Genomic DNA, 12,438 nt, shown 5'->3' with positions numbered 1-12,438 from the left:
ATAGCTCGAGAAAAAACGAAATAAAATGAATAGCAAGCGGTAATTTTTCCACCTATTTTTACCAGATTTTGCTACAATCTTATCATTTAGTGAAAATTCAACCAGTTATAGAAAAACAGGGAAGAGATATGACAGTCAGCACCTTTAACCGTACGTGGGCAAAAGTGATAGTGAACGCCTTATTACGTTACGGCGTAAAACATTTCTGTATTGCGCCGGGTTCACGTTCAACACCTTTAACTCTCGAAGCCCTACAATTACAACAAAATCAACAAGCACAATGCCACAGTCATTTTGATGAACGCGGATTGGGCTTTTTTGCTTTGGGTATCGCTAAAGTGACCAATGATCCGGTCGCAATTATTGTGACTTCCGGAACGGCGGTCGCTAATCTTTATCCGGCGGTTATCGAAGCGAGCTTGACTCATCATAAATTGATCGTACTTTCCGCCGATCGTCCGCCGGAATTAATCGGTTGCGGCGCAAATCAAGCGATTCCGCAGCAAGGTATTTTCGCCGATTATCCGATAGCCGGCGTTAATTTGCCGAAACCGGCGGAGCACTATAACGCCGGCTGGTTAGTTGCAACGATTGAACAGGCTTGTGTCACACAAAGCCAACAAGGCGGTGTGGTACATATCAATGCGCCGTTTGCCGAGCCGCTTTATGAAGCGGATGAAAACGCAATCGGCACACATCCGTGGTTAAAGCCGATTCAAAGCTGGTTAATCAATTCACAAACCAAATGGATTAACAGCCAAACGATTCAAAGCGAAGTGTCGATGCACGAGAATTGGGATTATTGGCGTACCAAACGCGGTGTAATCGTGGTGGGTAAATTACCGGTTGAGCAAGGTATTGGCATTAAAGCTTGGGCGGAAACCCTCGGCTGGTGCTTACTTACCGATGTACAATCTTGCGTAGATGCAAGCTTACCGTATGCAGATATTTGGTTGTCGAACAATACGGTTCACCAACGCTTGTTACAAGCGGATATCGTGATTCAATTCGGTAGCCAAATCGTGAGTAAAAGGGTGAATAAATTCCTTGAAGAATTTAAAGGCGAGTTTTGGCAAGTGGATGAATACAGCAATTACCTCAATCCGTTTGCTCATCATCAAACCCGCTTTGTGGCAAAAGCGCACCACTTCTTACGCGTACATCCGCCGCTTCGCCAAAAACCGTGGTTATTAGAGCCGCTGGCACTTTCACAATTCTGTGCCGGTTTTATTGAGCAACAAGTCGGTGGCAGCCTAAACGAAGCTTCATTAGCACATCATATCGAAGAAGTCTTGGCAACTAACGGTAATTTATTTATCGGTAACAGCTTATTCGTACGTTTAGTTGATGCCCTATGTAAATTACCGGAAGGTTATCCGGTTTATACCAACCGCGGTGCCAGCGGCATTGACGGTTTAATCGCAACGATGGCGGGCGTGGCAAAAGGTAGCGGTCAGCCAACGGTTGGCGTTATCGGTGATATTTCCGCCTTACATGATCTTAATTCGGTTTCATTACTGAATAAAATTAGCCATCCGTGTATTTTATTTGTAATTAATAACAGCGGCGGTGCGATTTTCGATATGTTACCAGTGGAAGCGCAAGCGAAAGAACAATTCTACCGTTTACCACACAACTACGAATTTGCTCCGATTGCGACCATGTTCGGCATCGAATATATCCGTCCGTTTACTTGGGCGGATCTTAAAGCCAAACTTAAACTCGCTTACGGACGTAAAGGGGTGACCATCGTTGAAATCAAAGTAAATGATCAAGACGGTAGCAACCTTTATAAATCGTTAATCAAACAAATCTCACAAGCGGAAATTGCCTAATGCTCCACGCAACATGGCATCGTGAAACGGGTATGCCGGTAGTTTTTCTACACGGTTTACTCGGTTCGCAACAAGATTGGCAAGCGGTGCTAGACCGCTTGCAAAATTTTCCGCAAATTCGACCGCTTACCATTGACCTTCCTCTGCATGGCGCAAGCGAACATATCCCCTGCTACGGCTTTTCCCACGCGAGAGAATTGATTCATCAAACCGTTCTGCATTATATCGGCAATCAGCCTTTTTATTTGGTCGGCTATTCGTTGGGCGGGCGTTTAGCTTTGGACTATGCGCTTAATGCCAATAATCCTCAGCTAAAACAGACGATTCTTGAAGGAGCGAATATCGGCTTAGCGACGGATGCGGAACGCCAAGCACGTTGGCAAAACGATCATCAATGGGCGGAACGTTTCCGCCATGAGCCGATGGCGGAAGTACTCAATGATTGGTATCAACAAGCCGTTTTTGCCAATTTAGACCAACACAAGCGGTCAAATTTAATCGAAAAACGACAAAACAATAGCGGATTGGGCGTTGCTGTTATGCTCGAAGCAACCAGCCTAGCAACGCAACCTTATTTTTTACCGCAGCTCTCCGAAGCTCGGCAGACTATCACTTTTTTGATCGGCGAATATGATCGGAAATTTAGAAAAATCGTCTCCGATAATAAACTTCATCATCAGCTTATTCCTAATGCCGGACATAACGCACATTATGAAAACCCGGAATCTTTTACCGATGCACTATTGGCACTGATTAAAAAGTAAAAAAGCTATCCCAAAGGATAGCTTTAATTTTTAGAACAATATAAATAGATTATTTCTTATTTGCTTCAGTAGCAGTAGCTCCGATTACACCTTGCCAGTTATAGTTATTATTAATACCTTCGGCTTTCCCAGCCAATACTTCGCCATTTTTGCCGAAAAGACCGCCTGAGAAATTTGCGTCCGGGGTTAGTTTTCCTGGAGTATCATCTATTTTTGAATACAAACCAGCATTTGAGATAGTTCCATCCTTATCAACTACGACGCCTGTAACCATATCTTTAGGTAATCGATTATTACCAATTGCACCTAACTTCCAATAATCACCCTGATCACCAAATATCTCCATGGATAATTTTTTATCTGAATGATTATATGATGCTTGTACGTCTGCCACTAAGTTCCTATTGTCTACATTTTTATAGCCATATAGCATCTTACCTCTATATTCTATAGATTTATTTGGAGCTGTTTTTGTTGATTCGTCCATAGATAACAAATAATGTCCTACAAGATCTACATTATTAATACCATAACGTTCATCTTCTATTACCTGATTTAGCTGCATATATCCATAGTAACCTAATAATCTACCTGTAGAATCTTTTAAGGTTCTGATGTCTTGATTTGGAATTGTATTTGTAATTTTTAAATCATTACGGACTATATCACTTTCACTTAATCTAATCTGAATATTTTCTTGTTCATCCAATGTTAAATTTAGTACTACATCTGAGCGAGTAATAATCCCTGTTTTAATATCCTTAATCCCTAATTCCTTAAGAATTTCCGCATTACTTTTATTCTTAGGTTCTTCTAACTTCTGATCATCTTTTTGTGGAGCACCTAATTTTGGATCCATTACTTGCGGTTCGTCTGCCTTTGGACTTTTCTCTTGTAGGTTATTTTCTTTCTGTTTCTCTACTTTTGGGCTATCCGCTTGCGGAGCTTCCTCTTTTTTGGGTTGCTCCGCTTCTGGTGCAGGCATATTCTGATCATCTTTTTGTGGAGCACCTAATTTTGGATCCATTACTTGCGGTTCGTCTGCCTTTGGACTTTTCTCTTGTAGGTTATTTTCTTTCTGTTTCTCTACTTTTGGGTTTTCCATCATCAGTGGAGCAATACTTTTTGGTTTTTCTGCTTTCGGGCTATCCGCTTGCGGAGCTTCCTCTTTTTTGGGTTGCTCCGCTTCTGGTGCAGGCATATTTGTTTTAGGCGTAGGCTCCGTATGTGGTTGAGCAGATGAACTTGATGAACCGCCGCTACATGCGGTAAGCACTACACTAGCGACTAAACCAGCTATTAATTTTGTTGCAATATTCATTAAAAAATTCCTTATACTTAAAATACAATAAATAAACACTTTAATTTACAATAAAAACTAAAAATCATAAATATGAGTAAATATAATACCATCAAACAAAATATAAAGCTCTAAAGTTTACAATTTAATCGTTCTGCAACCTCTGCAAAAGCCGATCCATCGCTCGATAACCTAACGCTTCGGCAAGATGGATTTGTTGAATATTCGGTTCGTTCGCCAAATCGGCAATTGTGCGGGAAACTTTTAAAATCCGATGATAAGCACGCACCGAAAGTCCTAATTTGGTCAGTGCATTTTCTAGAAATAGCGCGTCTTTTTCTGCAAGGCGACAATCACGTTCGATTTCTTTGGTGGTTAACTTGGCATTAATTTTTCCGGCTCTCGCCATTTGTAATTCTCTTGCCAAAAATACCCGCTTGCGTACTTGCTCGGTGGTTTCGCCCCGATTATCGCTACTTTGTAATGCACCTTTCGGTAATAAAGGGACTTCAATCGAGAGATCGAAACGGTCTAAAAACGGGCCGGATAAACGATTTAGATAACGCATCACTTGCTGTGGGGAAGTACGGTTGTGCGTGCCTTGATAATGCCCTGTCGGGCTAGGATTCATTGCCGCAATTAATTGAAAACTGGCAGGGAACTGCACCTTGGCATTCGCTCTAGAAATAATAATCTCACCGGCTTCTAACGGCTGACGTAATGCGTCTAACACTTTACGTTCAAACTCAGGCAATTCATCTAAGAAAAGCACGCCATTGTGCGCCAAACTGATTTCACCAGGTTTAGGAATAGAACCGCCACCCACTAACGCCACCATAGATGCACTATGATGTGGTGCTCGAAACGGACGTTCTTTCCAGTTATGAAAATTCAATTCATTTTGTACCAAACTGGTGACCGAAGCGGTTTCAATCGCTTCATCATCACTCATTGCCGGTAACAAATCCGCTAAACGGCTGGCGAGCATTGTTTTACCGGTACCGGGAGGACCAAGGAAAAGTAAATTATGTTGTCCGGCAGCCGCAATCATCAACGCTCGTTTAGCATGCTGTTGCCCGATAATATCGGTTAAATCACGTTTTACAAGCGGTTGAATTTCTTGTGTTTTTTGCGGAATCTGCTGAGCAATCGGCAGGCTGTCCCGCTTGTTCATAAAATTGACCACTTGCAATAAGGAACCGGCAAAATAGGTTTCTGTATTCGACACTAACGACGCTTCATTCACATTCGGGCGGGCAATAATCATCTGTCGTTTGGCTTTTTCGGCGGAAATTACCGCCGGAATCACGCCGTGAACGCCTCGTAACGATCCGGTTAAAGCCAGTTCCCCCAAAAACTCAAACTGTTTTAAGCGATCCGAATCCATCTGCCCTGACGCAGCTAAGATCCCGATCGCAATCGGCAGATCAAAACGCCCTCCCTCTTTAGGTAGATCCGCCGGTGCGAGGTTAATCGTGATCCGTTGCGGAGGATACATGAAGTTGGCATTCATTAACGCACTACGTACCCGATCGCCCGCCTCTTTTACCGTGGTTTCCGGTAAGCCTACAATCGTTAGCCCCGGTTTTCCGTTACTCAAATGCACTTCAATCGTTACCAACGGTGCCTCCACACCAATTGATGCACGGCTATAAACAATGGCTAAAGACATCTTCCCTCCTAAAAATTGTTAGAAGGGTAAAAGATAAATACTCCTCGTTACAGCAACAAAATCACTTTTCTCGATCAGGATCGCAAAAATAGGTTTCCTCTCTATTAAATCCAAACTAAAAATCCTAAAAGCACTAAATATTGAGTTAGTTCCGGTGATTAAAACGTTATAATATGGCATCAATAATATTCAGCAAATGAGGGGCAAAATGAAAACACAGGATATTATCATTATCGGTGGCGGTATGGTCGGAGCTGCGGTAGCACTCGGCTTGGCGAAGCAAGGGTTAAATATCGCGTTAATCGAAAAAAATCCGCTTCCCTCATTTGATGCGAATGCCGCTTATGATTTGCGTATTTCCGCTATCAGTATTACCTCGGTCAAACTGCTGGAAGAACTAGGCGCATGGCAGGCGATCAGCCAAATGCGAGTTTGCCCGTATGACGGTTTGGAAACCTGGGAAATCGAAGGGTTTAATACCGCTTTTCATGCGGCGGAAATCGGCTTGGATAAGCTCGGTTTTATGGTAGAAAATAATGCGATTCAGCTCGGTTTATGGCAAGCCTTAAACCAATATCCAAATTGCCGACAAGCGGTCGGATTTTCGCAAATTTCTGCAAATTATCACGAACAATTATGGACGATAACCGTTGATGAGCAAACATTTACCGCCCCATTGCTGATTGCGGCGGACGGCGCAAACTCACAAGTGCGTAACTGGGCGGGTATCGGGCTAACCGGCTGGCAGTATCGCCAACATTGTTTACTTGCCACGGTGAAAACCGAATTACCGCAACAATCGGTCACATGGCAACAATTCTTCCCGAGCGGTCCTCGTGCATTTCTACCATTATTAGAACATAACGGTTGTGTCGTGTGGTATGACGCTCCGCAACGCATTGCTCAGCTAAAACAGCTGTCTTCAGAAAAACTCACCGCCGAAATTCAGCAGCATTTCCCTGCTCGTTTAGGCAAAGTGGAAGTAGTCAATGCCGCCGGTTTTCCGCTGACTCGCCAACATGCTCAACATTACGTCAAAAACGGTGTGGTGCTGATTGGCGATGCGGCACACACGATTAATCCGCTTGCCGGACAAGGCGTCAATCTCGGTTTTAAAGATGTGCAAGTGCTATTGGAAGTGATTGAACAAGCGGTCAAAAAAGGCGAAAACTTTGCAGACGAGGGGGTACTTAAACGTTACGAACATAAACGTAAACCCGATAATTTATTGATGCAAACCGGTATGGACGTTTTTTATAAGGCATTCAAAACCGAGTTATTGCCGGTAAAAGTCGCCCGAAATTTAGGCTTAGTACTGGCGGAAAAAATTACCCCGCTCAAGAAAAAAGCACTACGCTATGCGATAGGTTTATAGCTTTTCATTACAAGCGGTCAAATTTTACAAATTTTTGCGAAATTCGACTGCTTGTTTTTTCGTAAATACTCAATTCATATTCATCAAATCATTCTTTCCGAAAAAACGCTTTCAATTAAGTATAATATATAATCAACCTAAGTTAAAATAGTTTGCAATCTATCCCTATTTATCTCATAAGGAGATCATTATGAAAAAAGTACTCGGTACTTTATTTGTTCTTTCGGCAGCAAGCATGGCCGTCGCTAAAGAAGTGAATATTAAATTTTTAGGTACGTCGGATGTTCACGGTCGTATCGTACCTTGGAACTATGGTGCGGATATTGAGGACAAATCCGGTTCTTACGCGCAAATTTCCACCTATGTAAAAGAGGTACGCCAAAATAATAAAAATGTAGTGTTAGTCGATATCGGTGATGCGATTCAAGACAACCAAGTGGAAGTATTTGCGAAAACCGAAAAATACTACAAAGATAATCCGGTGCCTAAAGTATTAAACGAAATGAAATACGACTATTTCGTTTTAGGTAACCACGAATTTAACTTCGGTATGACCGCTTTAGATGAAATCATTAAAGACATTAACGCTAAAGTGCTCACCGCCAACTTCTACTACAAAAAAGATGGTAAACGTTACGTTACTGCGACCGATATTATTGAAAAAGACGGCGTAAAACTCGGTTTAATCGGCTTAACTACCCCAATGTCAGCAACCTTTGAAAAAGATACCCACAATCTTGATGAAATGAAATTCAGCTCGCCGAGCGAAGAAGCGAAAGCACAAATTGCCAAGTTAAAAGAAAAAGGGGTTGATGCGATTATCGTGTTAGCGCATATGGGGATTGAAAACGAAAATAATATCCCTGATACCGGTGTGGCGGATGTAATCAATAATGTAGAAGGCATTGATGTGATTATCGCCGGCCATATGCACAAAAACATTCCGGCGGAAACAATTAAAAATACGCTCGTTACCGAACCGCACCGCTACGGCACCGTGGTTTCGGAAGTGGATTTAGCCTTTGATGTGGCGGATAACGGCAAGGTGAAATTATTGTCAAAAACCGCCAAAACCGTACCGGTTAAGAAATTGGCTTCAGATCCGGCAATCGAAAAAATTTACCAACCATATCATGACGAATTACGCCGTTTAAATAATGTGAAAATCGGCGAAACTGCACAAACTATGATTCCGCAGGGTAAAAATCACGGTGTAGCGATTGCCTTTACGCAAGATACCGGCTTATCTTCATTGATTAATGACGTGCAACAACATTACAGCAAAGCGGACGTCGTGTCTTTTGCCTTCGATCACCAAACCGTACGTTTAGACAAAGGCGATATTAAGAAAAAAGATATTATCTATAACTATCGCTATGCAGGCGGTGATGTGAGCGTGTACGAAGTGACCGGCAAACAGCTTAAAGCCTATATGAATTGGTCGGCAGATTACTTCGATACGATTCAGCCGCAAGATAAAGACTACCGTATCAATGAAAAACGCGGCAAATCGAAATATGTCACACTTGATATTTTCGGCGGCGTAAAATTCAACATTGATTTACGCAAACCAAGCGGCGAGAAAATTGTTGATCTTAGTCTTGCAGACGGCACTGCAATCACTGATGACAGCAAAATCAAACTCGGTATGAACTCATATCGTTATGAACAGCTCATCAAAAAAGGCGGCGTATGGGAAGGACAACAAATTCCTGTTGTTTGGGAATCTAAAGTTGCAATGGGAAGAAATGCCGGCACTATTCAAAATATGATGATCGATTACATCTCTAACGTAAAAAAAGGAAAAGTGGAAGGCGTGTCTCACAACCGCTGGAAAATTGTCGGTTTAGAATAATTAATACAAAACAAGCGGTTAAATTCTCCAACTTTTACAAAAATCATCAGGAAATATGACCGCTTACAATAAGAATCCACCTATCTAAAAACAAAGGGATATAAAAAAATCCCCGTTTAACCAAACGGGGATTTGATAAAAAGTACATAATGATCTAGCGTTTACCGAACATATTGCCTAAGCCGCCGAGTGCGCCCATGCCGCCGCCCATCATACCTTTCATACCACGCATCATTTTCGCCATACCGCCTTTACGCATTTTTTTCATCATACGTTGCATTTCATCGAATTGCTTGAGCAATTTGTTTACGTCTTGAACCTGTGTACCGGAACCTAACGCAATACGACGACGGCGAGAACCTTTAATAATATCCGGATTCGCACGCTCTTTCAGCGTCATTGAGTTGATGATCGCTTCCATTTTCACGAACATTTTATCATCCACCTGATTTTTTACGTGATCAGGTAAATTCTTCGCGCCCGGCAGTTTATCCAACATCGACATCATACCGCCCATTTTCTTCATCTCGATCAGCTGTTCACGGAAATCTTCAAGGGTAAAGTCATCACCTTTCTTGAATTTCTGTGCCATTTTCTCGGCTTTTTCTTGATCGACCGAGCGTTGTAAATCTTCAATTAACGATAATACGTCACCCATACCGAGAATACGAGAAGCGACTCGATCCGGATGGAACGGTTCTAACGCATCGGTTTTCTCGCCCACACCGAGGAATTTAATCGGTTTGCCGGTAATTTGGCGAATAGATAACGCAGCACCGCCGCGCGCATCACCGTCCACTTTGGTTAAAATCACACCGGTAAGCGGTAAGGCTTCGTTGAAAGCTTTCGCCGTATTCGCCGCATCTTGACCGGTCATCGCATCCACTGTGAAAAGCGTTTCAATCGGATTTAATACGCGATGGATTTGTTGGATTTCTTCCATCATCTCGCCGTCCACGTGTAAACGACCAGCGGTATCCACAATCAAGACGTCAAAGAAATTCAGTTTTGCGTGTTTTAGGGCAAGCTCGGCAATTTCAACCGGCTTTTGCGTGGTTTCCGTCGGGAAAAAATCGACTTTTAACGCATCCGCTAAGGTTTGAAGCTGTTTAATCGCCGCCGGACGATAAACGTCGGCGGATACGACCAACACTTTCTTCTTATGACGTTCTTTCAGGAATTTCGCTAATTTACCGACCGAGGTGGTTTTACCCGCACCTTGTAAACCCGCCATTAAAATGACCGCCGGCGGTTGCGTTGCGAGATTTAATTCCTCATTCGCTTCGCCCATTGCGATTTCAAGCTCGCTTTGTACGATTTTAAGAAATTCCTGACCGGGCGTTAGGCTTTTATTGACTTCCGTACCTAATGCGCGTTCTTTTACTTTATTAATAAATTCACGTACTACGGGTAATGCTACGTCGGCTTCCAATAATGCCATACGCACTTCACGTAACGTATCTTTAATATTATCTTCGGTTAAACGTCCTTTTCCCGTGATATTACGTAGAGTTTTCGACAGTCTGTCGGATAAGTTTTCAAACATAGTGTTCTCTTTTGCAAAATTTTTATGAAATTCGACCGCTTATATGCGGAAAAATGGCTTTATTATACAAAAAATTTGCATTTCTTGTAGGAAAGAATCCGTTAAAAACGTTGATTCGCTTTGCTTTTCTAAAATGTCAGGATGTTAAGGCGGAAAGAATCGGGTAAGCATATAAAAAATGCGGCACTACTTTTAAGAAGTAATGCCGCAAAACAGACGATATTCGAGGAATCATTTTATTTATTATTTTCTATAATGATACTCTGACTGGTAAGAATTTGCGAAGGAAAATTTCAGATTTTTTCTAAAAATTGGAGAGAGATCACAAAATTTCGATAGGCTTTATTATTTAATATACAATTTGTTTTTCGGAAAATAAAAAAAACAAAACCCCGATGATTTCTCATCAGGGCTTCCGAATATGGCTCCTCCTGCGGGACTCGAACCTGCGACATATGGATTAACAGTCCACCGTTCTACCGACTGAACTAAGGAGGAATAGATGGTGCCTCGAGGCGGAATCGAACCACCGACACGGGGATTTTCAATCCCCTGCTCTACCGACTGAGCTATCGAGGCAACTTATCGTTAAGAGTGGATATTATGCAATTATTTTGATTTGCCGTCAAGTGTCCAAGATAATTTTATCCGGAAATATCCAATCTACTGATAAAGTAAAACCCTGATGAGAAACATCAGGGCTTCTGAATATGGCTCCTCCTGCGGGACTCGAACCTGCGACATATGGATTAACAGTCCACCGTTCTACCGACTGAACTAAGGAGGAATAGATGGTGCCTCGAGGCGGAATCGAACCACCGACACGGGGATTTTCAATCCCCTGCTCTACCGACTGAGCTATCGAGGCAACGTCTTGTTGCGGGGTGCATTATGCTGATTTAGCCCCACTTCGTCAAACATTTTTTTAAAAAATTTAAAAAAGCCTGTCCAAACGTGCTTTTTTTGTACTTTTTGCTTTAAAAAACAACAAATTATCGAATATGTAAATATTTCTCGCGCGCTTTCGTCACTTTCTTCAAATAATTTCGAGCTTGGCTTGACGGATGTGCGGTCGTTAAAATGCGATAAACCGCATCCGGCGAAAGTTCGTTAATACGATCGATCGCATCATACTTATCGTAATCGAAGACTTTAAGCACCGCACCGGCGCCACTGTTATAAGCGGAAATCATCGCATAACGTTTTGCGGTCGGATTAGTGATTCCTTCCAAATATTCATCACGTAAAATCGCTAAATATAACGTACCCGAATCGATATTTTGCGACGGGTTATATAAATAAGCGCGATCCGGCTGTCCGTCAAAACCTTTACGGGCAAAAATATCGCGTCCGGCGGTACGCGGTACAACCTGCATTAAGCCGATAGCGTTCGCATAACTGACCGCATACGGGTTGAATGCCGATTCGACTTCCATAATACCCAAAATTAAACTAGGCTCAATGCCGTAACGTTTCGCCATCTTACGTACCAGCGGCAGATATTGGCGCGCGCGCACTTCGATATGCCCCGCCACCATTTTAATCGCTACATAAGTTACCGTTCTGCCGTTTTGCAAGCGACGAGTTTGCAATTTATTTTGGATTAAATAGGTCGCAAAATCGTTGGCGATCGCAATATTATTGATATCGCGCCCGAATTGATCGTTCACCTGACCGGCAAGGAACGGATTACTGCTAATCGGCGCATCACCGGAAGCGAATAAGTCGATCCCTTTCGGGTCCGATCCCATCAATAAGGTGTGAATAATACTGTTACGTAGATGATTTTGGTCACCTAAAGTTTCAATCGTGATTTGACCGTCTTCAAAAGAAATATGGCTACGCGTATAAAACTTATCCGTATATTTTACGTAATCTTTTTTACTTGCGACTAAAAGCTCGTTGCTTCCCCAAATATCGTCAATATTATGCGAAAACTGCCCCGTTAAAATATCTAAACCGTTAGTATCTTTAGTGTTGTAGTCCACACGAGTTTTGGTTCTTTTACTCTTTTTAGGAGAACTACTGCCGCAAGCGGCTAAAAACGGAATAATCAACAGTAGCGGTAAATATTTAGTATATTTTTTCATT

Annotated in this window: 8 protein-coding genes and 4 tRNA genes; 4 read left to right on the top strand and 8 right to left on the bottom strand. The window is 42.4% G+C overall.

Features of this window, described 5'->3' with window-relative positions:
- The first annotated feature begins 128 nt into the window (after positions 1–128).
- Together menD and menH are read left to right on the top strand one after the other, a co-directional pair.
- Positions 129–1,835 (top strand): 2-succinyl-5-enolpyruvyl-6-hydroxy-3-cyclohexene-1-carboxylic-acid synthase, encoded by a 1,707-nt coding sequence (menD, locus tag DY200_RS09075; RefSeq protein ID WP_115587756.1) that lies wholly within the window; start codon positions 129–131, stop codon positions 1,833–1,835.
- On the top strand, positions 1,835–2,599 hold the full coding sequence (gene menH, locus DY200_RS09070; protein WP_115587755.1) for a 2-succinyl-6-hydroxy-2,4-cyclohexadiene-1-carboxylate synthase: 765 nt from the start codon (positions 1,835–1,837) through the stop codon (positions 2,597–2,599). Before menD ends, menH begins: the two co-directional genes overlap by 1 nt.
- A 49-nt stretch (positions 2,600–2,648) precedes the next feature.
- Here menH and DY200_RS09065 read toward each other — a convergent pair whose 3' ends face one another.
- Both DY200_RS09065 and DY200_RS09060 read right to left on the bottom strand, forming a co-directional pair.
- On the bottom strand, positions 2,649–3,920 hold the full coding sequence (locus DY200_RS09065; RefSeq protein WP_115587754.1) for a transferrin-binding protein-like solute binding protein: 1,272 nt from the start codon (positions 3,918–3,920) through the stop codon (positions 2,649–2,651).
- Positions 3,921–4,044: 124 nt separating this feature from the next.
- Entirely contained in the window at positions 4,045–5,571 is a 1,527-nt protein-coding gene (locus tag DY200_RS09060; RefSeq protein ID WP_115587753.1) for a YifB family Mg chelatase-like AAA ATPase, read from the bottom strand.
- Between the two features lie 208 nt (positions 5,572–5,779).
- Here DY200_RS09060 and DY200_RS09055 point away from each other — a divergent pair, with 208 nt between their 5' ends.
- Together DY200_RS09055 and DY200_RS09050 are read left to right on the top strand one after the other, a co-directional pair.
- Positions 5,780–6,946, top strand: coding sequence for an FAD-dependent oxidoreductase (locus tag DY200_RS09055; RefSeq protein WP_115587752.1), 1,167 nt, complete (start codon positions 5,780–5,782; stop codon positions 6,944–6,946).
- A gap of 190 nt (positions 6,947–7,136) precedes the next feature.
- Positions 7,137–8,801: a bifunctional metallophosphatase/5'-nucleotidase gene (locus DY200_RS09050; RefSeq protein WP_115587751.1), complete on the top strand. Its 1,665-nt coding sequence runs from the start codon at positions 7,137–7,139 to the stop codon at positions 8,799–8,801.
- Positions 8,802–8,955: 154 nt separating this feature from the next.
- Here the strand turns inward: DY200_RS09050 and ffh are convergent, their stop codons facing one another.
- The 6 genes from ffh to mltC form a co-directional block, all read right to left on the bottom strand.
- Positions 8,956–10,347, bottom strand: a complete 1,392-nt coding sequence (ffh, locus tag DY200_RS09045; protein ID WP_115587750.1) for a signal recognition particle protein — start codon at positions 10,345–10,347, stop codon at positions 8,956–8,958.
- Positions 10,348–10,769: 422 nt separating this feature from the next.
- Positions 10,770–10,845, bottom strand: a tRNA-Asn gene (locus tag DY200_RS09040).
- A gap of 5 nt (positions 10,846–10,850) precedes the next feature.
- A tRNA-Phe gene (locus DY200_RS09035) sits at positions 10,851–10,926 on the bottom strand.
- Between the two features lie 132 nt (positions 10,927–11,058).
- Positions 11,059–11,134: transfer RNA gene (locus tag DY200_RS09030), tRNA-Asn, on the bottom strand.
- Positions 11,135–11,139: 5 nt separating this feature from the next.
- Positions 11,140–11,215 (bottom strand) — tRNA-Phe (locus DY200_RS09025).
- 124 nt (positions 11,216–11,339) lie between these two features.
- A complete protein-coding gene (gene mltC / locus DY200_RS09020) occupies positions 11,340–12,437 on the bottom strand; it encodes a membrane-bound lytic murein transglycosylase MltC (RefSeq protein WP_115587749.1) in 1,098 nt (365 codons plus the stop codon).
- Position 12,438 lies beyond the last annotated feature (1 nt).

This window comes from Actinobacillus lignieresii, from assembly GCF_900444945.1.
Classification (GTDB): Bacteria; Pseudomonadota; Gammaproteobacteria; order Enterobacterales; family Pasteurellaceae; genus Actinobacillus; species Actinobacillus lignieresii.
The sequence above is the reverse complement of the archived record's forward strand: the minus strand, read 5'-3'. Positions and strand labels throughout refer to the sequence as shown.

Coding starts and splice junctions, on each gene's coding strand:
- menD (WP_115587756.1), top strand. CDS start 129: ATGACAGTCAGCACCTTTAACCGTACGTGGGCAAAAGTGATAGTGAAC.
- menH (WP_115587755.1), top strand. CDS start 1,835: ATGCTCCACGCAACATGGCATCGTGAAACGGGTATGCCGGTAGTTTTT.
- DY200_RS09065 (WP_115587754.1), bottom strand. CDS start 3,920: ATGAATATTGCAACAAAATTAATAGCTGGTTTAGTCGCTAGTGTAGTG.
- DY200_RS09060 (WP_115587753.1), bottom strand. CDS start 5,571: ATGTCTTTAGCCATTGTTTATAGCCGTGCATCAATTGGTGTGGAGGCA.
- DY200_RS09055 (WP_115587752.1), top strand. CDS start 5,780: ATGAAAACACAGGATATTATCATTATCGGTGGCGGTATGGTCGGAGCT.
- DY200_RS09050 (WP_115587751.1), top strand. CDS start 7,137: ATGAAAAAAGTACTCGGTACTTTATTTGTTCTTTCGGCAGCAAGCATG.
- ffh (WP_115587750.1), bottom strand. CDS start 10,347: ATGTTTGAAAACTTATCCGACAGACTGTCGAAAACTCTACGTAATATC.
- mltC (WP_115587749.1), bottom strand. CDS start 12,437: ATGAAAAAATATACTAAATATTTACCGCTACTGTTGATTATTCCGTTT.